The organism is Novosphingobium sp. ERW19, assembly GCF_012641315.1.
GTDB lineage: Bacteria > Pseudomonadota > Alphaproteobacteria > Sphingomonadales > Sphingomonadaceae > Novosphingobium.
Genome location: NZ_JABAIC010000002.1, coordinates 52,552 through 75,538 on the forward strand (window position 1 = coordinate 52,552; position 22,987 = coordinate 75,538).

The 22,987-nt window shown below is 63.8% G+C and carries 17 protein-coding genes; 14 read left to right on the plus strand and 3 right to left on the minus strand.

The window, feature by feature from the left end; translation table 11 throughout:
- Window positions 1–9 precede the first annotated feature (9 nt).
- The 13 genes from HGI46_RS03620 (at window position 10) to HGI46_RS03680 (ending at window position 18,085) form a co-directional block, all read left to right on the plus strand.
- A complete protein-coding gene (locus HGI46_RS03620; RefSeq protein ID WP_168903161.1) occupies window positions 10–1,536 on the plus strand; it encodes an acyl-CoA ligase (AMP-forming), exosortase A system-associated in 1,527 nt (508 codons plus the stop codon).
- Window positions 1,533–2,759, plus strand: coding sequence for a pyridoxal-dependent decarboxylase, exosortase A system-associated (locus HGI46_RS03625; protein ID WP_118074100.1), 1,227 nt, complete (start codon window positions 1,533–1,535; stop codon window positions 2,757–2,759). Before HGI46_RS03620 ends, HGI46_RS03625 begins: the two co-directional genes overlap by 4 nt.
- A gap of 209 nt (window positions 2,760–2,968) precedes the next feature.
- Window positions 2,969–3,616, plus strand: coding sequence for an XrtA/PEP-CTERM system exopolysaccharide export protein (locus HGI46_RS03630; protein WP_168903162.1), 648 nt, complete (start codon window positions 2,969–2,971; stop codon window positions 3,614–3,616).
- Window positions 3,617–3,626: 10 nt separating this feature from the next.
- Window positions 3,627–5,144 (plus strand): XrtA system polysaccharide chain length determinant, encoded by a 1,518-nt coding sequence (locus tag HGI46_RS03635; protein ID WP_168903163.1) that lies wholly within the window; start codon window positions 3,627–3,629, stop codon window positions 5,142–5,144.
- 11 nt (window positions 5,145–5,155) lie between these two features.
- Window positions 5,156–6,094, plus strand: coding sequence for an AAA family ATPase (locus HGI46_RS03640; RefSeq protein WP_168903164.1), 939 nt, complete (start codon window positions 5,156–5,158; stop codon window positions 6,092–6,094).
- 5 nt (window positions 6,095–6,099) lie between these two features.
- On the plus strand, window positions 6,100–7,800 hold the full coding sequence (locus tag HGI46_RS03645; protein WP_240946572.1) for a preprotein translocase subunit YajC: 1,701 nt from the start codon (window positions 6,100–6,102) through the stop codon (window positions 7,798–7,800).
- Between the two features lie 18 nt (window positions 7,801–7,818).
- Entirely contained in the window at window positions 7,819–9,075 is a 1,257-nt protein-coding gene (locus HGI46_RS03650) for an XrtA/PEP-CTERM system-associated ATPase (protein ID WP_168903166.1), read from the plus strand.
- A gap of 23 nt (window positions 9,076–9,098) precedes the next feature.
- Window positions 9,099–9,986: an XrtA system polysaccharide deacetylase gene (locus HGI46_RS03655; protein ID WP_168903167.1), complete on the plus strand. Its 888-nt coding sequence runs from the start codon at window positions 9,099–9,101 to the stop codon at window positions 9,984–9,986.
- Window positions 9,983–11,038: a FemAB family XrtA/PEP-CTERM system-associated protein gene (locus HGI46_RS03660; RefSeq protein ID WP_168903168.1), complete on the plus strand. Its 1,056-nt coding sequence runs from the start codon at window positions 9,983–9,985 to the stop codon at window positions 11,036–11,038. Before HGI46_RS03655 ends, HGI46_RS03660 begins: the two co-directional genes overlap by 4 nt.
- The gene (locus HGI46_RS22050) at window positions 11,035–12,264 is read left to right on the plus strand and encodes a TIGR03087 family PEP-CTERM/XrtA system glycosyltransferase (protein WP_168903169.1); all 1,230 of its coding nucleotides are present in this window, start codon (window positions 11,035–11,037) and stop codon (window positions 12,262–12,264) included. The genes HGI46_RS03660 and HGI46_RS22050 overlap by 4 nt, the downstream gene beginning before the upstream one ends.
- Window positions 12,251–13,819 carry an exosortase A gene (gene xrtA / locus HGI46_RS03670; protein WP_346766667.1) on the plus strand — a complete coding sequence of 523 codons (1,569 nt, stop codon included), beginning with the start codon at window positions 12,251–12,253 and terminating at the stop codon, window positions 13,817–13,819. The genes HGI46_RS22050 and xrtA overlap by 14 nt, the downstream gene beginning before the upstream one ends.
- 11 nt (window positions 13,820–13,830) lie before the next feature.
- Entirely contained in the window at window positions 13,831–15,720 is a 1,890-nt protein-coding gene (locus HGI46_RS03675; protein ID WP_168903170.1) for an XrtA/PEP-CTERM system amidotransferase, read from the plus strand.
- An 82-nt stretch (window positions 15,721–15,802) separates the two neighbouring features.
- Window positions 15,803–18,085 (plus strand): EAL domain-containing protein, encoded by a 2,283-nt coding sequence (locus HGI46_RS03680; protein WP_240946574.1) that lies wholly within the window; start codon window positions 15,803–15,805, stop codon window positions 18,083–18,085.
- A 270-nt stretch (window positions 18,086–18,355) separates the two neighbouring features.
- Here HGI46_RS03680 and zapE read toward each other — a convergent pair whose 3' ends face one another.
- The 3 genes from zapE to HGI46_RS03695 are packed head-to-tail and all read right to left on the minus strand — an operon-like array spanning window position 18,356 to window position 20,752.
- Entirely contained in the window at window positions 18,356–19,489 is a 1,134-nt protein-coding gene (zapE, locus tag HGI46_RS03685; protein WP_168903171.1) for a cell division protein ZapE, read from the minus strand.
- Window positions 19,486–19,965 (minus strand): PaaI family thioesterase, encoded by a 480-nt coding sequence (locus tag HGI46_RS03690; RefSeq protein ID WP_168903172.1) that lies wholly within the window; start codon window positions 19,963–19,965, stop codon window positions 19,486–19,488. The genes zapE and HGI46_RS03690 overlap by 4 nt, the downstream gene beginning before the upstream one ends.
- 4 nt (window positions 19,966–19,969) lie before the next feature.
- Window positions 19,970–20,752 (minus strand): succinate dehydrogenase iron-sulfur subunit, encoded by a 783-nt coding sequence (locus tag HGI46_RS03695; protein WP_118074092.1) that lies wholly within the window; start codon window positions 20,750–20,752, stop codon window positions 19,970–19,972.
- A 576-nt stretch (window positions 20,753–21,328) separates the two neighbouring features.
- Here HGI46_RS03695 and HGI46_RS03700 point away from each other — a divergent pair.
- Window positions 21,329–22,930: a family 43 glycosylhydrolase gene (locus HGI46_RS03700; RefSeq protein ID WP_346766679.1), complete on the plus strand. Its 1,602-nt coding sequence runs from the start codon at window positions 21,329–21,331 to the stop codon at window positions 22,928–22,930.
- Window positions 22,931–22,987: the final 57 nt, after the last annotated feature.

Sequence of the window (22,987 nt, forward strand, 5' to 3'; positions counted from 1 at the left end):
GAGAACCGAGTGCCCGAAACGCCCGATCCCACTGTGTATCCGCTCGACCACCTTGCCCTGCGCGGCGAGCGAAATGCCCCTGCACTGGTGCTCAAGGACCGCACGCTTAGCCATGAAGCGTTAAATGCGCGTGTAGGAACCCTTGCGAAGTGGTTGAAATCGCGCGTCGGCGAAACGGGCGCGCGGGTGGCGACGTGGCTGCCCAAGACCGAACTCGCCTGCCTGATGCCACTCGCTGCTGTGCGAGCAGGGTTGGTCCACGTACCGGTCAATCCGCTGCTGAAGCGCGCGCAGGTCGCGCATATTCTCGCCGACAGCGGAGCGGCGCTGCTGATCGCAAACAAGGGCCGGCTCGATACGCTGGAAGAGTGCGACGCACCTTGCCCGGTGATCGAGGAAGCCGCGCTCTGGGCTGAAGTCGAAGCCGATGGTGGCGAGCTTCCGCCGTCCGGTGCAGAGCGCGATAGTCTTGCCGCCATCCTCTATACCAGTGGCTCTACAGGGCGTCCGAAGGGTGTGATGCTCAGCCAGGCCAACCTCTGGCTGGGGGCAGTGAGCGTTGCGCACTACCTGAAGGTCAGGCCGCAAGACCGCGTGCTCGCCGTGCTACCGCTGGCGTTCGATTACGGCCAGAACCAGTTGCTTTCCACATGGTACGCCGGGGGCAGCGTGGTGCCGCTGGATTACCTCACGCCGCGCGATGTGGTGAAGGCTGTGGCCCGGCACGGTATCACCACCATTGCTGCCGTGCCACCACTCTGGCTGCAGCTGGTGGAACTGGACTGGCCGCGGGAAGCCGCGCAATCGCTGAGGCGGCTGACAAACAGCGGCGGAGCATTGACGCCATCGCTGGTCCGAGCGTTGCGGGCGAAGTTTCCAGCGGCCGACCTCTATCCGATGTATGGGCTGACCGAAGCCTTCCGATCGACTTATCTCGATCCCGCGCTGGTGGACGAGCATCCAACCTCGATCGGAAGCGCAATCCCCTTTGCAGAAGTGCTGGTCGTCAATGACTTGGGGGACGAAGCTCATGCCGAGGAGGAAGGCGAATTGGTCCATGCCGGGCCGCTCGTCGCGCAAGGGTATTGGCAGGATGCCGAGCGCACGGCGGAGCGTTTCAAGCCCGCGCCTGCATGCTCCAAGCTTGGCGGCATGGCCGTCTGGTCGGGAGACCGGGTGAAGCGCGATCCCCAAGGACTGTTGCATTTCGTCGGGCGGCGCGACGCGATGATCAAGACCAGCGGCAATCGCGTGAGCCCGCAGGAAGTGGAAGAAGCCGCAGTTGCCACCGGGATCGTCGCTGAGGCCGTCGCGCTCGGCTTGCCGGATCCGCAACTTGGGCAAGCAATCCATCTCGTGGCGCGCGCGATGCCCGGTGCCGACAAGGATGGCCTGGTTCCGGCGCTGACCCGCGCCTTGCCGAACTTCATGGTGCCGCGTCACGTACATTGGCGCGAGGTAATGCCCGTCAGTCCCAATGGTAAGCTTGACCGGGTTGCACTGGCCGCTGAACTGGCCGAGGAGATGCAGCCATGAAGCCGCTTGGCCCCATTCCTTCGGGTTACACCTCTGTCGACGGGGTGCTGGCAGTCGCCGGGCGCAAGGTGACAGAGCTCGTCGCCGAAGCAGGCACGACGCCTCTGTTCGTGTATTCGCACGAGCTGTTGACGGCGCGGGTTGCGGCATTGCGCGCAGCGATGCCGGACCGCCTTTCCATTCATTATGCTGTCAAAGCAAATCCTTACGGACCTTTGCTAAAGCATATGCTCGGGTTGGTCGACGGCTTCGACATTGCCTCGGGCGGCGAACTCGCAATCGTCCGGGAGGCGGGGATCGACCCGGCGCTGGTCAGCTTTGCCGGGCCGGGAAAGCGTGACGCGGAGCTTGAAGCCGCTATCTTGGCAGGGGTGACGCTGAACCTCGAATCCGAGGGTGAGGCGAGCCGCGCGCTGGCCATTGCTGAGCGGTTGGGCCTTCGTCCGCGGCTTGCCATTCGGGTCAATCCGGATTTCGACCTCAAAGGGTCGGGCATGAAGATGGGCGGCGGGGCCAAGCCGTTTGGCATAGATGCGGCCCGAGTACCGGCGCTCGCACGCAAGCTGATCGCTGCGGGGGCGGACTGGCAAGGCTTTCACATCTTTGCCGGAAGTCAGGCGCTTTCGGCCGATGCGATCATCGAAACGCAGGGGCAGACCCTGGCACTGGCCGCGCGCCTGGCCGAGGAAACCGGGGTGACGCTGCCGAAGTGCAATCTCGGCGGGGGTTTTGGCATTCCCTATTTTCCGGGGGATGAGCCGGTTGATATCAACGCGGTTGGCGCCGCCTTGGCCGAGCGCTTTGCCGATCTGCCGGAGGTTCTGCGTGACACGGCATTCTGCATCGAGCTCGGTCGCTATCTTGTTGGCGAAGCGGGCGTTTACCTGGCGACCGTGGTTGATCGCAAGGAGAGCCATGGCGAGATCTACCTCGTCACCGATGGCGGCCTGCACCATCAACTCGCCGCCTCGGGCAACTTCGGCACGGTGGTCCGGCGCAATTATCCCAGTGCCATCGCCACGCGCTTCGATGCGGCGGCGGATGAGGAGGCGAGCATCGTCGGATGCCTGTGCACGCCGCTCGACCGGCTGGCCGACAAGGGCGGTTTTCCGCGGGCTGACGTCGGCGATATTGTCGCCATATTCTGCGCCGGTGCCTATGGCGCGAGCGCCAGCCCGGCGATGTTCCTGGGCCAGGGTCCGGCTGCGGAAATGCTTGTCTGACAAGAGTATAGGTTCCGGCCGTTAACGGATGACGCCATGCCAGTCCCGTTACGGGACGGCGGCGAATGGGCGCTTGGCGTCACGCCTTCAAGCAATCAAGGCTAACGCAATCTTCACCCTTTTTGGCGATAGCCAGCGGTGATTTGCGGACCCGTGCCCGTTGCCGACAAGGCAGATGGGCGGGGGCACCGCAGCAAGAAGGACTGTCCATGCCGTTCAATTCCCGCCTGACCCGTATGCTTGCCGGAACGGCCATGTTGAGCCTTGCCCTGACCGGTTGCGGCGGGGTTGGGGCGGGGCCGCAGTTGCCGCCCGCCTCGTTCGTGGCGCTGCAGGAGGGGCCGGGCGAGGAATACGTGATCGGCCCGCTTGACGAGCTGACCATCTTCGTCTGGCGCAATCCTGAACTCGGCGCGAGCGTGCAGGTTCGGCCGGACGGGCGTATCACCACGCCGTTGATCACCGACATGCCGGCCGTCGGCAAGACGCCGTCGATGTTGGCCGAGGACATCAAGCTCCAGCTTTCGCAGTACATCCAGGAACCGATCGTCTCGGTCATCGTCAACAAGTTTGCCGGGACCTTCAGCCAGCAGGTGCGCATTGTCGGTGCCACCGAAAAGCCGGCCTCGATCCCGTTCCGCGCGAACATGACGCTGCTTGATGCGATGATCGCAGTGGGCGGCCTTTCGGAATACGCGGCCGGCAACAAGGCGCGGCTGGTGCGGTTCGACAAGCAGTCGGGCGCGCAGAAGGAATATGCGGTGCGCATCGGCGATCTGCTGCGCAAGGGCGATACCAAGGCCAACGTGCTGCTGATGCCCGGTGACGTGATCATCATCCCCGAGAGCACGTTCTGAGCGCGCCCCGATGACCAGCATCTACGAAGAAGTGCGCATAGCGCTCCACGGCATCTGGCATCGCCGCTGGATTGCGCTGGGAGTTGCCTGGGCGGTGTGCCTGCTTGGCTGGCTGGTTGTGGCGATGGTGCCCAACAGCTATGAATCCAAGGCCCGCATCTTCGTACAGATCGATGACGTGCTGGCCGACCAGATCGGCATCGGTGGTGACCGCAAGCGCGATATCGAGCGTGTGCGCCAGACCCTGACCAGCGCGGTCAACCTTGAGAAGGTGGTCCGCGCCACGCGGCTTGGCGACAAGGTCACTACCGACAAGCAGATGCAGTCTGCGGTCGAGAGCCTCGGCAAGCAGGTGACGGTGGTCAGCCAGCAGGACAACCTGTTCGAGATTACCGGCACGGCGGGTGGTGGCGGCCGCAACGACGCGGAGAATGCCAAGCTCGCGCAGGACGTTGTCCAGAAGATGATCGACATCTTCCGCGAGGAGAACCTTGCGGGCGGTCGTGGCGAAATGACCGACACGCTGGCCTTCATGGACCAGCAACTGGCCGACCGTAAGAAGGCGCTGGAAGAAGCTGAGCTCAAGCGCACCGAGTTCGAATCGAAGAACGCCGGCTTCATCCCCGGTGCCGGTTCGCTCACCACCCGGCTTGAAGCGGCGCGCAACCAGATGCGCGATGTCGAATCCAACCTGCTTGCGGCGCAGAGCGCGCTGGCCTCGATCAACGGCCAGCTTTCGGGCACGCCGCAGACCATTGCCATTCCCGGGGTTTCGGGCGGGGCCAAGGGCGCTCTGGCTCAGGCCATGTCGGATCTTGGATCGATGCGCGCGCGGGGGCTGACCGACAGCCACCCCGACGTGATTTCGGCCAAGGCGCAGATCGCCAACCTGCAGAAGGCAGCGGCGGGCGAGGGCGGTGGCGGCGGCGCGCCGAACCCGGCCTACAGCTCGCTGGTATCGATCAAGGCCGACCGCGAGGCCAGCCTCGTCTCCCTCCAATCGCGCCGCGCATCGCTGCAGGCCGAAATCTCGCAACTGACCGCGCAGCAGTACAGCGAGCCGACCGTGGCTGCCGAAGCCGCGCGCATCAACCGCGATTACGATGTGCTCAAGGAGCAGTACGACAAGCTCCTGCGCGACCGTGAACAGCTGCGTCTGCGCGGCCAGGTCGAGACCGAGCGCGATGCTGTGAAGTTCGAGGTGATCGATCCGCCGACGATGCCTCGTGGCCCTGCTGCGCCGGACCGGCCGCTGCTGCTGTTCCTTGTGCTGATCGTCGGCATTGGTGCGGGCTGTGGCGGCGCGTTCGCGCTGGGCCAGCTCAAGTCCGCCTATTCGACCACCGGCCAGCTTGAGCGTGCCACCGGCCTGCCCGTGCTCGGCGCGATTTCCGAGGGGATCACGCGCGATATGCGGGCCCTGCGCGCCAAGCGCCTGAAATACTGGGCGGGCGGCGTGGCGGGCCTGTTCGTCGTCCTCTTCGTCCTGCTCGGCGTCGAGATGCTCAAGCGTGGCATGGTGGCCTGAGGAGAGATGCGATGACCGATCAGAGCAAGATCCCTCTCCCGGCAAGCGGCCCCTCGCTGATCGAGCGCGCCTCGGGGACGTTCGATTTCCGCATGCTGACGCGCCCGGTTGTGCCGGACCTGCCGCCTGCGCCGGTGCCGAAGGTCGTGCCAGTGGCCAAGCCGATGGCCGAACCTGTCATGCCGGAACCGGTCGTCAGGTCCGAACCGCCGGTGCGCCCCTTCACCGGGGAGCGCCACGCGATCGACCGTGCGCATTTGCGCGAGCAGTGCCTGATCGAACCGGAGGGCGGTGTCACTGGCCTGCTCGAGGAATTCCGCATCGTGAAGCGCCAGCTGCTGCGCACCGCTGCGGACGAGCGTGTCGAGCACGGCGAGCGCATCCTCGTCGCGTCGGCCCATCCGGGCGAGGGCAAGACGTTCTGTGCGGTCAACCTCGCGCTCTCGATGGCGGCGGAGAAGGACACCGAAGTCCTGCTGGTCGATGCCGATTTCGCCAAGCCTTCGGTTCTCTCGACTCTCGGCCTGCCGGGCGGGAAGGGCCTGATGGACGCGCTGGCCGATCCGGACATTGCCGTGGAAGACTGCGTGATCGGCACCGACATCGCCGGGCTCTACGTCCTGCCTGCCGGCAATGCGACGGGGTCGGACACCGAGTACCTCGCGTCGGCTCGGACCGAGGATGTGCTGGCCCGGCTTACGGCCCACGCCCCCAACCGCGTGGTCATCTTCGATTCGCCGCCGGTGCTGGCCGCTTCGCCTGCCAGCGTTCTGGCCAACCATGTCGGGCAGACCGTCATGGTGGTGCGGGCCGATATGACCGGCGAGGCCGCGCTGCGCGATGCGGTGAGCCTGCTTTCGGCCTGCGATGACATCAAGCTCCTGCTTAACGGCACCCGGTTCTCGACCACCGGGCGCCGCTTCGGCACTTACTACGGATACAAGGAATGACCCGGATGCGGCTTCCTGTGCGCCTGCTCGCGCTGGCCGGAGCGATGCTCGTGGCTGGCCCGCTTCAGGCGCAGTCGCTCGATTACGAGAGTGTCGATGGCGATGCGCCGTCGGGCAAGGCCGATGCTCCGCGAAAGGGTGGCGGCCTGACCTCGCGCGGGGCCGGGGGCGGCCCCCGCGCCACGATCACGCCCTATATCGAAGCGACGCAGAACGTCCTGTGGGAACTCTCGCCCGGCGACGAAGTCCTGACCTACAGCACCATCGCGGCCGGCGTCGACATGACGCTCAACGGTCGCCGCACCCAGGGCGCCGTGTCCGTCCGCTATGAACGGCGCATCTCGCAGACCGATCGCGTGCGCGATGGCGATACGCTGTCCGGCCTTGCTCGCGTCAAGCATGACCTGATCCCGCGCACCCTCTCGGTCGAAGCTGGCGGGCTTGCCGCCCGTACCCGCGTCGAGGGCAGCGGCGCATCGACGCTCAATCCGATCGCCGCCAACGACGCGGTGAGCCAGGTCTACTCGCTCTACGCCGGACCCGCCGTTTCGACCCATGTCGGCGATGTTGCGCTCTCCGGCTCCTATATCCTCGGCTATACCAAGGTGCAGCAGAAGGACGCGCTGCAGCTGGCGCCAGGGCAGGCACTGACCGACATCTTTGACGATTCCGTGTCGCAGTCCGCGCAAGTCTCGGCAGGCGTAGCACCAGACACCGTGCTGCCGGTCGGTATCACCGCCAGCGGATCGTACTATCAGGAAGACGTCACCAATCTCGACCAGCGCGTGCGCGACATGCGCGCCGGGGTGCAGGTGACATATCCCGTCACCATGGAACTCGCACTGGTCGGGGCGGTCGGTTACGAGGACGTCGAAGTGTCGGCCCGTGACGCAGTGCGCGATGCCAATGGCGATCCGGTCATCGGCAGCAATGGCCGCTATGTCACCGACAAGTCGCAAGCGCGCAAGCTGGCTTACGACACTGAAGGTTTTACCTGGGATGCCGGCGTGATGTGGCGGCCGAGCCGCCGCACCGCGCTCTCTGCTTTCGTCGGTCGCCGCTATGACAGCACGACCTACTACGGCAGCTTTTCCTACAACCCGAACGTGCGCAGTTCGCTGACCGTTGCGGTTTACGACAACGTCTCGGGCTTCGGCGGGCAGGTGAACCGTGCACTGCGTGATCTGCCGACCGATTTCCAGGTCAACCGCGATCCGTTCAACGGCCAGATCAGCGGCTGCGCGATCGGTTCCGAATCCGGTGGCTGCGTCAACAACGCGCTGTCCTCGGTCGCGAGTTCGGTGTTCCGCGCGCGCGGCGTGAACGCCACCTATGCCCACCGCATCGGCCGCCTTCAGGCCGGGGTAGGCGCAGGCTACATCCGCCGGAAGTACATCGCGCGTGAGGACTCCGTTCTCGGCGCTGCAAACGGCGTGGTGGACGAAAGCTTCTATGTCGACGCCGGGCTCAACGGCCCGATCGACCGCCGGTCGAGCTTTGGCGTGTCGGCCTATGCCGCGTGGTTCCAATCGGGGGCGTCAAGCCTCGGTGACGTGACCACTGTCGGCGTCAACGCTGCCTACTTCCGCAACCTGACAGACCGCCTCGTGGCGACCGCAGCGGTCGGTTTGGACAGTGTTAACCGTAAAGTGATTGAAGATGAAGTAATCGCATCGGGCCTTGTTGGCCTGCGCTATTCCTTCTGATGCCCGGAGACGGCTTCGATGTACGATGAATTTTATGGACTTACCGGCCGTCCGTTCCAGCTGACGCCCGATCCGCGCTTCTATTTTGAGAGCGGAACGCACCGTAAGGCCTTGTCTTACCTCGGTTATGGCCTCGCCCAGGGGGAAGGCTTCATCGTCATTACCGGCGAGGTCGGCGCGGGCAAGTCGACGCTCGCGGCGCACCTCATGGCGACGGTTGACCGCCAGCGACTCACCGCCGCCCAGATCGTAACTTCCGCGCTCGATGGCGAGGAACTGATTCATGTCGCCGCGCGCGCCTTCGGGCTGGAAGTGGCCGGCCATGACAAGGCCACCGCCCTCGCACAGATCGAGGCGTTCCTTCATCACGAAGCCCGCGAGGGCCGTCGCTGCCTGCTGGTGGTCGACGAATCGCAGAACCTTTCGGTCGAAGCGATCGAAGAGCTGCGCATGCTTTCCAACTTCCAGTTGGGCGCGCACCCGCTGCTGCAGATCCTGCTGCTCGGCCAGCCCGAATTCCGCACGCTGATCCAGACCTCGCCCGAGCTCGAGCAACTGCGCCAGCGCGTCATCGCCTCGCATCATCTTGACGCGATGGAGCCGGCCGAAGTCGGCAGCTATGTCGAGCATCGCCTTGCTCTGGTCGGCTGGCAGGGGCGTCCGCAGTTCGATGCGCGCGTCTATGCCGATCTTGCCAAGGCCAGCGGTGGCGTGCCCCGCCGGGTCAACCAGATCGTCAACCGTCTGATGCTGATGGGCGCGGTCGAACAGCGCGATCATATCGACGCGGCGATGCTGCAAGCCGTGCTGGCAGACCTTGCCGGCGATGGCGCATTCGGCAAGCCGCAAGTCTCGGTAACACCTGCTCCCTTGGCCGAAGTGCCACAGGTTGAACCTGCCGCTGCTCCTGCTGCTGCTGCAGTTGCCGTGCCGGCCATCGACGAAAGCGCGTGGCGCGCGGCTTTGGCCGAGCGTGACGAACAGATTGCCGAATTGCAGCAAGCGATCATCGAACTGGCCGACATGCGCGCCGCGCCGGTCGCGCCACTGCCGGACTTCGATCTCGCCGCGCAGCTTGAAGAAGCCAACCGCCGTATTGCCGCTCTCGAAGCGCGTCCCGGCGATGAAGGCGTTCTGGCGGCGCTTGCCGAAGCGCAGCGCACGATTGCCGCGCTCGAATCGCGCACCAGCGAGCAGGAGCAGGCGATCCGCCATACGCTGACCATGCTGATCGAGTGGATCGAAGCTGAAGACTTCCATCGCGCCGCTGCTTGAGCGTTGCTGCAAGGGGTAGAGCAATGTCGTCCGGGGTGCTGAACGGCCGGGTACTCAACGGACTCTCGGTCGACGTCGAGGACTGGTTCCAGGTCGGCGCGTTCGAAACCGTGATCGATCGCAAGGACTGGGACGGGCTCGCTTGCCGCGTCGAGCGCAATTGCCAGCAGATCCTCGCGCTGTTCGACGAAGCGGGCGTGAAGGGCACATTCTTCACCCTCGGCTGGATTGCCGAGCGCTATCCCGCGATGATGCGCCAGATTGCTGGCGCCGGGCACGAAATTGCCAGCCATGGCTGGGACCATGCCCGCGTCTTCACCCTGGGCCGCAATGCCTTTGCCGCCGATATCGAGCGCGCGCGCAAGGTTCTGGAAGACACCACCGGGCAGCGCGTCACTGGCTATCGCGCGCCGAGTTTCTCCATCGATGCCCGCACCCCCTGGGCGCACGAAGTGCTGGCAGAGCAGGGCTACGTCTATTCCTCCTCGGTCGCGCCGATCGTGCATGACCACTATGGCTGGCGCGAGGCACCGCGCTTTGCCTTCCGTCCGGTCGCAGGCGCTGACCTGATCGAGATTCCGGTCACGACTGCTGAAGTCGCCGGCCGTCGCATGGCGGCGGGTGGTGGAGGCTTCTTCCGGCTGTTGCCTTACGCCGTTTCCCGGTGGGCGATCCGGCAGGTCAACGAACGCGATTGCCGCCCGGCCGTGTTCTATTTCCACCCTTGGGAAATCGATCCGGATCAGCCGCGTCCGCCGGTTGCGCCGCTCAAGTCGAAGTTGCGGCACTATACCAATCTCGACGTCATGGCCGCCAAGTTGGCGCGACTGGTGCGAGAGTTCCGCTGGGGTCGGATGGACGAGGTTGCGGCCAGCGAAGCTGCGCGCATTCCGGAAAGCCGCGCGGCATGAACGCGCCGTTCTTTCCTTCAAGTTCTGTCGTTCGCCTAGGCGATCCTGGTGACAGTGCGGCCATCGCCCGCTTTCTCGCGGACCATCCCGATACCACCGCGTTTCACGGGCCAGAATGGCTGGACGCGGTCGAGCGTGCGACCGGTCACCGCACCCATATCCTGATTTCGGAACAGGACGCTGCGATCCGCGCCGTGCTGCCCATGCATGAAGTCCACTCGCCGTTGTTCGGTCGCGCGCTGGTCTCTACCGGCTTTGGTGTCGGCGGCGGCGTTGTCGGCGAGGGCAGCCCGGCCCTGTTCATCGCCGCGCAGGAACTGGCAGTGCGGCTGAATTGCCCGACGCTGGAGCTTCGCGGGGGGCCTTTGCCGGAAGGTGACGGCTGGCACGTCAAGACTGACAGCCACGCGGGCTTCGTTACCGCGCTCGCCTCCGACGATGAAGCGCAACTGCTCGCCATCCCGCGCAAGCAGCGCGCCGAAGTCCGGCGCGGCCTTGGCCACGGCATGGAAGTCCGGACGGGTAACAGCGCCGATGACCGCGCCATGCACTACGCGGTCTACGCGGAGTCTGTGCGCAATCTCGGTACGCCGGTCTTTCCGAAACGCCTGTTCGATGCGGTCATGGAAGCTTTCGCTGACGAGGCCGATATCCTGACCGTGCTTCACGAAGGGCAGCCGCTTGCCTCGGTCTTGAGCCTGTATCATCGCGGCGCAGTCATGCCCTATTGGGGCGGCGGCACTTTCGCGGCGCGGACGATGCGCGCCAATGACGTGATGTACTACGCGCTGATGAACCACGCCCGTGCGCGTGGGTGTGACCGGTTCGATTTCGGCCGCTCGAAGGTTGATACCGGCGCCTATCACTTCAAGCGCAACTGGGGCTTCACGCCAGAACCGCTGGCCTATGCGACGTGGACAGCCGACGGGCAGGCCCCGCGTGACGTCAACCCGCTCAGCCCGCGCTACAAGGCCAAGATCGCATTGTGGCAGAAGTTGCCACTTGGCTTCGCCAATCGTGTCGGCCCGCTGATCGCGCAAGGCCTGGCATGAGCGAGGTCCTGTTCCTCGCCCATCGCATCCCGTTTCCGCCCGATCGCGGTGACAAGATCCGCTCGTGCCATGTCCTGCGACACATTGCTGGCCTCGCACCGGCTCACGTCGCGTGCTTTGCCGATGACGAGGGCGACATGGGGCACGAGCCGGACCTTGCCACCGTCGCCGCTTCGTATTGCCTCGTCCGGCGGTCGCGCTCGCTGAAGATCGCTGCGCTTGAGGCGCTGGCGTCGGGCAAGCCGGTCAGCCTGACGGCCTTCGCGGACAAGCGCATTTCGGCTTACGTGGCGACAGTTCTTGCCGCCCGCCCGATCTCGGCGATCTACGTTTTTTCCAGCCAGATGGCGCAGTACGTCCCTGCGGACTTTCCGGGCCGCGTCGTGATGGACTTCGTTGACGTCGATTCGGCCAAATTCGAGGCCTACGCGCAGCAGGCACGCTTTCCGCTTGGCCTGCTCTACTCTCGCGAAGCCCGTCTACTGTCCCGCTTCGAAAGCGATGTTGCCCGCCGTGTCAATGCAAGCCTGCTGGTGACGCCCGAGGAAGCCGCGCTGTTCCGCCATCGTCTTTCGCCGGGTGCGAATCCAACGGTCCTCGCGCTGGGCAACGGCATTGATACCGATTTCTTCGATCCCGAAGGGATGCCAAAGGCGCCCGAGCTTGAAGGGCAGGGGCCGCAGCTGACCTTCACCGGCCAGATGGACTATCCGCCCAACGTCGCCGCCGTCGAAATGTTCGCCCGTGAAGTCATGCCGCAGATCCGCGCGGTCTTCCCGCAGGCCCGCTTCAATGTTGTAGGCCGCGCGCCGACCCTCGCCGTTCGCGCCCTTGAAGGCGTTCACGGCACTCGCGTGACCGGTGCAGTCATCGATGTGCGCCCGTGGCTTGCCGGAGCCGACCTCGTCGTTGCACCGCTGACCATCGCGCGCGGGGTACAGAACAAGGTCCTTGAAGCCATGGCCATGGCCCGCCCGGTGCTGGCCACGCCCGAAGCCGCTACCGGAATCCCTGCGCGCGATGGGCAGGAACTGGTCGTCGCCAATGGTGCCGACGCTTTGGCAAAGGCCGCGCTCAGCCTGCTTCACGACAAGGTTCGTGCCGGGACCATCGGCCAGTCCGCCCGCGCTCTCGTCGTGGAGAAGTGTGGCTGGGCAGGGGTCCTCGCCCCGCTCGCTGGATTGCTCGGCCTTGCGGGGCCTGAGGGTTCACGTGTCGCAGCCTGATCTGACCCTGAACGCCCCGCTCCAGCGCAGGTGGGCAAATCTGCCCGCAACGTGGCGGCGCGCGCTCGCTTGCCTTGCCATTGCCTGGGCCGGCAACGTCGCACTCTTCGCTTCCGACTGGCGCGAGATGTTCCTGCAGTGGTGGGACAGCTCGACCTACAATCACGTCCTCCTCATCCCCTTCATACTCGCGTGGCTGATCTCGCTGCGCTGGCGCGAGGTGATGAAGCTTGAGCCCCAAGGCTGGTGGCCCGGTCTGGTCTTCTTCGCAGGGGCGGCGTTCCTGTGGCTGCTCGGGACGTTTGCGGGCTTGTCACTAGCCACGCAGCTCGGCGTCGTCCTGATGGCGCAGGCGAGCGCTGTGGTGCTGCTCGGCCCGAGGGTCTGCGCGGGCCTGCTTTTTCCGATCGCCTACATTCTCTTTCTGGTCCCGGCCGGCGACGAGTTGATCCCATACCTGCAGACGATCACCGCACACATGACAATGGCTCTGCTCGACGCAAGCCAGGTCCCGGCGCACATCGAAGGCGTGTTCATCACCACGCCGGGCGGCTATTTCGAAGTGGCCGAGGCCTGCTCGGGCGTCAAATTCCTCATCGCGATGATCGCCTATGGCGCCTTGGTCGCCAACGTCTGCTTCGCTTCGTGGAGCCGACGCATCGCCTTCATGGCGCTGAGCATCGTCATGCCGATCCTGGCGAACGGGGTGCGGGCCTGGGGCACCATCTTCATCGCCGAACACCGCGGCATCGAATTTGCCGCCGGGTTCGATCATATCTTCTACGGCTGGATCTTCTTCGCGCTGGTCATGGTCATGGTCATGGTCATCGCCTGGCGCTTTTTTGATCGCGCGATCGACGACCGCATGATCGATGCCGAAGCCATCAAGGCCAACCGTCTGCTGAGCGCGCTTTCCCAGTATCGGATCGGGCCGCAGAGAGCGTTGGCGGCGCTTGCTGCTCTGGCGCTGATCTTCACCGGGTGGAGCGCATGGGCCGGTCGGCTTGAGGCGACAATGCCCGCGCGCATAGAGTTTGCCCCGATCCCGGGCTGGCAGCAGATCGATTATTCACCTCAGGCGCCGTGGAAACCGCTGCACACCGGCGCATCGCACGTCCTCCTCGGCCGCTTCCGCGATGGTTCAGGCCATGTCGTAGACATTTCGTTCGCGCTCTACGCAGCGCAGGCAGATGGCCGCGAGGCGGGTGGCTTCGGTCAGGGCGCAATTCCTCTCGACAGCGGTTGGGCGTGGGAAAGGTCCGCCGTTCCGCTCGCCGGGGGCCATGCCGAGCGCATCCAGGCGGCAGGCCCGGTGCATCGCCTTGCCGAGACCTACTATCGCTCGGGTCCGCTGTTCACCGGCAGCAACACCCGCCTCAAGCTTGGCAACATCGCCGATCGCCTGCTGCTGCGGACCCGCAGCACGGCCGCGCTGATCCTGTCGGCGGAAGACGGGGTTCCCGGCCAGCCACCTGCCGAAGCCTCCCTCCGCGCAGCCATTGCCACGATCGGGCCGCTCGAAGCGTGGATGGACCGCACGGCCACAGGGCGCTAGGTCACGTTCGCATGTGCGGAATAGCCGGAATCATCCATACCGAAGGGCTCAAGCCTGTCGACCCGGAAAGGGTCCGGCGGATGTGCGATGCCATTGCCCACCGCGGGCCTGATGGCGAAGGCGTCTGGACGGCGCCGGGCGTGGGCCTCGGCCATCGCCGCCTGTCCATCATCGACCTCGCCGGATCGCCCCAGCCGATGCTTGCCGCTGAAGGCGATGCGGTCATCGTCTTCAATGGCGAAATCTACAACTACCGGGAACTTCGCGCAGATCTGACAGCGCTCGGCGCAAGCTTCCGCACCGATGGCGATACTGAGGTCATCCTCCAGGCGTGGCGGCATTGGGGCGTCGCTTGCCTCCCGCGTCTTCATGGCATGTTCGCCTTCGCGCTGCACGACTTGCGCCGGCGCAGCACCTTGCTGGCGCGGGACCGCTTCGGCGTAAAACCTCTGTTCACGGCGCGCCTGGCCGATGGCGCCGTCATCTTCGGTTCGGAACTCAAGGCGCTGCTCGCACATCCATCGCTGCGGCGCGAGATCGATCCGCTCGCTGTCGAAGATTACCTTGCCTGGGGCTATGTCCCCGATCACCGCTCGATCCTCAAGGGCGTGCAGAAGTTGGCTGCCGGGCATTACCAGTTGCTTCGAGCCGATGCGCCGCCGTCGCCGCCGGTTCAGTGGTGGGACGTGTCCTTTGCCGATCGTGCCACCGGCAGCCAGCAGGATCTCGAAGCCCATCTCCTTCACCATATGCGCGAGGCTGTCACGTCGCGCATGCTCGCCGACGTGCCCTTGGGCGCATTCCTTTCGGGCGGGGTAGACAGTTCGAGCGTCGTGGCGCTGATGGCCGAGGCAAGCACGGCACCGGTCAAGACCTGTTCGATTGGCTTCGATGTCGCCGCGCTCGATGAAACCGCCTATGCTGATCGCATCGCAGCGCAGTATCGCACCCAGCATTGGAAACGCACGGTTTCGCCCGAGGATTTCTCGCTGGTCGATCGGCTAGCGCAAATGTTCGACGAGCCTTTCGCCGATGCTTCGGCGCTGCCAACATTCCGGGTCTGCGAGCTGGCGCGCGAGCATGTGACAGTCGCCCTGTCCGGCGACGGCGCGGACGAGGCATTCGCCGGTTACCGCAGGCAGACGTTCCAGCACCGCGAGGAACAGGCGAGGGGCCTGTTGCCAGCGGCAGTACGACAGCCGGTGTTCGGGACCATGGGGCGCCTATGGCCGAAGGCCGATTGGGCGCCGCGCCCCTTTCGTGCAAAGACAACGCTGCTCAGCCTCGCCGGCAGCGGCGAAGAAGGTTACGCACGTGCTCTTGCGGTAACCTCGGCAGACCTGCGAGACACGCTGTATACCCCGGATTTCATGACACTGCGCGGCGAATACCGCGCCGAACAGCCGCTGATGGAATTGATGCGCAAGGCTCCCGCCCGCTCGGGCCTTGACCGCGCCCAGTATGCCGACCTCAAGTTCTACATGCCCGGCGACATCCTGACCAAGGTCGATCGCACCAGCATGGCGGTAAGTCTGGAAGCGCGCGAACCGTTGCTCGATCATCGGCTTGTGGAGTTCGGCGCACGCCTGCCGGAGCGAATGCGCGTGCGCGGCAGCACCGGCAAGTGGCTGATGAAGCAGACCATGCGCCGGTATCTGCCGCAGGACGTCCTGTTCCGCCCGAAAATGGGTTTCGTCACGCCGATTGCGCAGTGGCTGCGCGGCCCACTGGCGGGAGAAGCGCGCGGTCTTGCCGCCAGCGGTTCGCTGGCTGCCACGGGCTGGTTCAACAGCACGCGTATCGACGCGCTTGCCGAAGCCCATATTGCGGGCCGGGCGGATCACAGCCGATTGATCTGGCAGCTTCTCATGCTGCGGAAATCCTTGGATCGCCTTGGTTGATCGGCCATTAAGTCTATTTGCTTGGTAAGGTGATCTTCACCATTGCGGACTAATCGGGTGTGGAAACAACGCCCGTGGGTCCATGCTGAAGAAACTGCGCACCCCCCTGTACCTTGCGCTGCTGATTCCGGCGTTGCTGGCGCTTACCGATTTTTTGACGCCAATTGATCACGTGTTCTGGAATGTTCGGCACAAGCTGAACCAACACCAAGCCAACAATTCCACGGTCATCGTGGAGCTTGGGAGTGATAGCGATCACCCGGATTCCGACACGGTCGCGACATCCAGACTTGCGAGGGTTCTGGAGCAGGTTCGTCCCCAGATGCCTTACCGGGTCTATGTCGACGCACCCGTAAAGTACGGCACCGATACAGCCGGCGATCAGCTGTTGGCTGAAACAATCAGATCGTTTGGATCAGGGGTTTCCCTGGTGGCGCGTGGTCAGACGGTCGGGAGTCTTGGCCACCAGTTCACGCTTCGCGATGTGCGCATGCCGCCCAAGGCGCTGGCGGACGTGGCGCCGGTTGTTGTCTCTGTGTGGAACGGCAACTTTATCGATTATGCCGTGTCGTCTCCGTACTCGGTGAATATCGCCGGACGCGAATACGCCACGTTTGCGGCATCCCTTGCTGGGAAATACTCGGGGCTTCAGGACACTTTCGAACCCGATTTTCTGGTCGAGCCGGACACGATCCCGAAAGTCGGCGAAAGGACGCTGCTCAATGGTGCCTACACGCCTGGGTTGCTGACTGGCCGAACGATCGTGGTTACGCAGTCCCAGAACGTCCCGACAATCGGTTATTACGGCAAGGGACGCATTCACCCTCTGGCCGTCGATATCGCCGGGGCATCCGGGCTGGCCAAGCCCATCTCGCTTTCTCTCGGGCAACTTCCGCTGCTGGTCATCGTATGGTTGCTGATCAAAGCGGGATCTCGCGCAAGTTCACGCAAGTCGAAGTTCGCACTGCACGCTCTTGCAGCGCTGGCGCCTTTCGTAGTTGCTCCGGCTCTCCAGCTTATCGGTGTCACTGTCGATACTGGCGCAGCGTTCTTGTCGCTCGTGATCTATGGCTGTGCTCGCGTCTGGCAATTGCGCGTGCGCCGCGTCCAGCATACCAGCACGTCCGGGCTGCCCAACCTTCTGGCGCTTAGCGCGCAGCCTTTCGAAGTCGGACGCGACGTCATCGTCGCTGTCATCGGTCGCTACGAGGAAATTCTCGCAACCTTGCCCCGCGATCTTCATGGAGAATGCGCTCGCCAGATTGCGAGAAGATTGTCAGTCGGCTCGGGCATCGAGACGATCTTCAACGGTGAAGGTGGTCATTTCGCGTGGACCGAGGAAGCGCGTCCACTCGAGATGCAGCTGAATCATCTTGAAGGTTTGCGGGCGCTTTTTTCGGCGCCGTTGCAGATCGGTACCTACACGTTTGACACCAACATCCATTTTGGCCTCGATCGAAATGAAGGGCTGGATGCTCAGACTCGCGTTAATTCGGCCCTCGCGAGCGCGAACGACGCGCTGAGTTCTGGCCGCTCTGTGGAACTGTTCGAAGCGGAACGGCTTGCCGAAGCGAGTTGGGAGCTTTCGCTCCATGCCCGCATCGATGAGGGACTGCGCAACGGCGAAATCTGGCTCGCCTATCAGAGCCAGTGGGACATGCGACTGGGTGGCCCTTGCGGTGCTGAGGCTCTGATTCGATGGAATCACCCCACCCGTGGTCCGATCGCGCCCGATGCGTTCATACTGCAAGCCGAGCGCGCCGGGCGAATTGATGCCCTGACCTACTGGGTGGTGGACGAGGCGATCACGGCTGCACTGGCTTTGAACGCAGCCGGTCGGCCTTTTCAGATGAGCATCAACCTGTCGGCGCAGATGGTGGACAAGCCATCCCTTGTCTCCAACTTTGTCGAGATAGTCCGTCGCCGAAACATCGATGCCAGGCTTTTGACGATCGAAGTGACAGAAACGTCGAGCGTGCGCAATCGTCCGGCCGCAGTTCAGAATCTGTCCCAACTTCGGGCCATGGGCTTCCGCCTCTCGATTGACGATTTCGGGACCGGTGAGGCGAGCCTCGCGTACCTTGCAGACTTGCCGAGCGACGAACTCAAGCTTGATCGGCGCTTCGTTTCGCGCCTGCTGACTCACGATCGCGAACGCAGCATCATCAGCGCAACCATTGGTCTGGCACATGCTCTTGGCCAAACCGTCGTGGCAGAGGGAATCGAGGATGAAGCGACCTACCGCGCCCTCGTCGATCTGGGGTGTGACGTAGGGCAGGGCTACTTCCTTGGCCGGCCGCAAGCTTTTCCAGAGTTCTATCAGGGGCTTCTCAAAATGGGACAGCGCCGGATTGGTGTCGTTTAGAAGTTGTTAACCATCCAAGTCGGTGTTAACCATGTGTCTCCAATCGTGGATGGAGGCACGAATGTCCGCTGTAAACGCCGTTATCGAAATCCTGCGCTGGCTGTTCCAGTAATGTAATTTCGGCCCTGGTTTTCTTTGAAAACAAGAGGTTAAACGAAAAGGCGCTGCCCGCTTCCTAAGCGGCAGCGCCTGTTTCATTTTAGCGACCGCGAAGTCTGAACCGATTCGTGGTTAACAGCCTGCGCGTCAATGGTTGACGCTGCCGACCCGTCAGTCTTCGCCGTGACCTAGCGCCAGATAGTCCTGGCTCTGCATTTCGATCAGACGGCTGACCGTGCGATCGAACATGAAGCGACCTTCGTCGTCGCCTTTTCCGCCCCAATCGTAAAGTTCTGCCGGTTCGGCGTCAGCGGTGGCGATCAACTTCACCTTGTGCTCGTAAAGCGCGTCGATGAACGTGATGAAGCGCGCTGTCTCGTTGCGCAGTTCCGGGCCCAGACGCGGTATCGCAACGACGATCACGGTGTGGAAGTTGCGGGCGATTGTCAGATAATCCGCCGCTCCACGCGCTTCGCTGCACAATTTCTTGAAACTGAACACACCGACGCCCTTCAGGCTCTTCGGTACGTGCAGTTTGCGGCCGCCGCCGACGTCGAGGTCGCAAGACGGGACATGCTCGCTGTCCTCGGGCGGATAGTCCGTCAGCCGGAAAAATGCTTCGCGGACCTTTGCCGTCGATTCCGGACCCACCGGCACATGCCAGGTGCCGACGCCCTTCATGCGTTCGAGCCGGTAGTCCGTAGGCCCGTTCAGGGTCAGCACGTCGAGCTTGCTCCCGATCAGTGCAATGAACGGCAGGAAGTGTTCGCGGTTGAGACCGTTCTTGTAGAGATCCTGCGGCGCGCGGTTGGAGGTGGTGACAACTGTTACACCGCCCTCGACCATCAGCGCGGTAAACAGGCGGCTCATGATCATGGCGTCGGCGCTGTTGTTGACGACCATCTCGTCGAAGCACAGCACGCGCGTTTCCGCAGCGATTGCCGCGGCCACGGGCAGGATCGGATCGCCGCCTTCCTTCTTGCGCTCCTCGCGCAGGCGGGCGTGGACGTCGAGCATGAACTCGTGAAAGTGCGCACGGCGCTTGGCAGGCAGGTTCAGGTTGTCGTGAAACAGATCCATTAGCATGGACTTGCCACGGCCGACGCCGCCCCACATGTATACCCCGCGCGGCGGCGGCGCGGGCTTTGCACCGAAGAGCTTGCCGAACAGGCTGGGCGCGGGCGGCGGCGTTTCCAATTCCTGCTGCAGCGCGTCTAGCCGAGCCGCAGCGGCGGCCTGCTCAGGGTCGGGCCGCAGTTCACCCGCGGCAACCAGCTCGCGGTAGCGGGACAGGACTGATGTCATCGTCCGATCGGCTTTTTCGGACTCGGCTTGCGGATCGTGCCGTTGTAGGCGGCGATGGTGTCCTGGCCCTGGACGACGAGACCGCGCAAGAACACCAGGCGCCCGGTTTCGCGCAGCACTTCCGTTACCGCATCGAGAGGCTCGCCGATTTGGCCTGCGCCAATGAATTGGCTGGACAGGTCGAGGGTGACAGAGCCTGCAGCGTCTCCAGACAGGAGCGTGCGCATGGCGGCGAAGAGTGCGATGTCCATGAGAGCGAGCGTGACGCCGCCGTGGACGGCATCGAGCAGGTTGGAGTGCCGGCGCTCCGGGAACATGCGCAGGCGGGCGCGGCGGATGCCGTCGGCGCCTTCCTCGATCCGCGTCAGCATCCGGCCCATCGTCTGGGCGTTGAAGCGGGTCTCGTCGGTCAGGTTCCAGGTGAACCAGCCGGGGTGATCCTCGGCCGGTTCGTAACGGAAAGCTTGCGCACTCACCGGATCAGACGAGACGCTCGGCCTGCATCTTCTTGATTTCGGCGATCGCGCGCGCGGGCGAGAGACCCTTCGGGCAGACGTTCGCGCAGTTCATGATGGTGTGGCAGCGATAGAGACGGAAGGGATCTTCCAGCTCGTCAAGACGCTCACCGGTCATTTCATCGCGGCTGTCGGCCAGCCAGCGGTAGGCCTGGAGCAGGATGGCGGGGCCAAGGAACTTGTCGGAGTTCCACCAGTAGCTCGGGCAAGAGGTGCTGCAGCAGGCGCACAGGATGCACTCGTAAAGACCGTCGAGCTTTTCACGCTGTTCGGGCGACTGCAGGCGCTCCTTACCCGAAGGCGTGGGCGACACAGTCTGCAGCCACGGACGGATCGAAGCGTACTGCGCATAGAAGTGGGTGAAATCGGGGACGAGGTCCTTGATCACTTCCATGTGCGGCAGCGGGGTGATGCGGATTTCGCCCGAGAGGTCCTCGATCGCGGTGGTGCAGGCAAGGCCGTTGCGACCGTTCATGTTCATCGCACAAGAACCGCAGATGCCTTCGCGGCAGGAGCGGCGGAAGGTGAGGGTGGGGTCCTGTTCACCCTTCATCTTGATCAGCGCATCGAGCACCATCGGACCGCACTGGTCGAGATCGATGTCGAACGTGTCGTAACGCGGGTTTTCGCCGCTGTCGGGATCGTAACGATAGACCTTGAACTTGCGGATCTTGCCGTTGGTGGCCGACGCATGGTGGCGGGCCTTGCCGGTGATCGTGGAGTTCTTCGGGAGCGAGAAGGTCGCCATCGTTCTGTCCTGTGTTGCGTGCTTTGCGGCTTGCTGAGTCGTCCTTAGCGATTGCAGCGCGGGGGGCAAGAGGCTCTGAACTGCCCGTTGGTAGAGGTGCGGCGCTTCATGGATGTGATGAGGGGTTTACGGGGTTTACACTGTTCAGGGAAATTCGGTGTGGGCCGGTCCCGGGCGGTCTCGGGGGATTCCTGACGCGGCGTTCAGGTTTTGTTCGCATATGTGAAGTGGAGTTTGGGGTGGTCCCCCCCCCGTCAGTCGCTGGGGCGACTGCCCCCCCCCCATTTGTCCTTCGGAAAAATGGGGGGGATCCTTGCGAGAGGTTTCGGGCCGGAAGGCAGGCGGAGAGGGTTGGGCGCTCATTTCGCCACCATGCCATTTCGCCGTCGTGTAGGACAGCAAAGAGGGTCGGCTGTCTCCATTTGCAAAGACGCCGACCAGTTGTTCGAGGAATGTCCTTGTCGGATTGCAAGGCTCTCCACTATGAAATAGAATGTGCATCCTAATTTCTGGGAGTGGGTCGTGGAATCGCGCAGAACGTTGATAAAGCTTGCCGCAGCAGGTGCCTTGGGATCAATTGCAGGCTTGCCCGGGTCTCGCGCCAGCGCTTCCGCCAAGTCCGCGGGGGCATGTTCCGTTGGCAAATCCAAGCCTGCAGCCACACCCGTATGGCGAACTGGTATCGAAGGCCAGCGCATCGCGGACCTTGGTGACGGGCGCTATCTGAACCCGATCCTTTCAGGTGACTATGCCGATCCGTCCGTGCTCAAGGACGGCGACGACTATTACATGACGCACTCCTCGTTCGATTCTGCGCCCGGGCTGCTGATCTGGCATTCGCGCGATCTGGTGAACTGGCGTCCGGTCGGCCCGGCTCTGGCCAAGCCACTGGGGACGGTGTTCGCGGTCGACATCGCGAAGCATGACGGGCGCTATTTCATCTACATCCCTTTCATGAAAGCGCCATGGTCGGCCGATCTCCCAAGTTTCGCAAACACTTACGTGATTCATGCGCCTTCGATGGCCGGCCCTTGGAGCGATCCGATCGACCTCAAGGTTGGCGGACTGATCGACCCGGGCCACGTCGTCGGCGAGGACGGCCACCGCTACCTGTTCTTCAACGATGGCAAGCGCGTTCGCCTCACCGCCGATGGCCTTGCCACGGCCGGCCCGGTCGAGACCGTCTACGAGGCCTGGCGATATCCCGATGACTGGATCACCGAGGCGTGGTCTCCTGAAGGCCCGAAGCTGTTCCGCAAGGGCAGCTATTTCTATCTGGTCAACGCGGTCGGCGGCACCAGCGGCCCGGCCACCGGTCACATGATCGTCGCGGCGCGGTCGCGCTCGATCAACGGACCGTGGGAGCATTGCCCGCACAATCCGATCCAGCGCACGCTTTCGAAGGATGAAATGTGGTGGTCACGCGGGCACGCCACGTGCGTCGAAGGGCCGGGCGGCAAGTGGTACATGATCTACCACGGCTATGAGAACGGCTATCACACGCTCGGCCGCCAGACCCTGCTCGAACCGATCGAATGGACTGCCGACGGATGGTTCCGCGCGACGGGCGGGGACCTTTCGAAGCCGCTGCCCAAGCCTGCGGCTGCGGCAGAAGTGCATGGGATGCCGCATTCCGACGCCTTCGAGAGCGAGCGTTTCGGCACGCTGTGGAGCCTTTACGGTAGCACGCCTGCCGAGAAAGCCCGCATCGCCGTTGCCGATCGCACACTTTCGCTGAAGGCCAAGGGCACCGGTCCGTCGAACGGCGTGGTCGTCACCCAGCAGGTCGGTGACCGCGCCTACGAGGTGACCGTGGATGTCGAACTTCAAGGCCAGGTCACCGGCGGCCTTCTGCTGTTCTTTGACGATCGGCTTTACCTCGGCATGGGCATCGATGGCACGCGGATGACCAGCTATCGCGGTGGCAAGGCGTCCTATTGGCCGGAGCCTGCACCACCGGCCCGCCGCATGTTCATGCGCATCACCAACCGCGATCAGGTGGTGACTTTCTACTATAGCCTCGATGGCAAGAACTGGACCCGCCACGGGGTACGCTCGGAAGTGACCGGTTATAACGCCAACACTGTCGACAACCTGCTGAGCCTGCGGCCTGCGCTTTTCGGTTCGGGCGATGGCCGAGTCCTGTTCCGCAATTTCCAATACCGCGCGTTGGAGTGACGGACGTGCCAGCCTGTTGCGAGTTACGGGCTGGCGCGCCCTAGCTGTGCAGGAAAT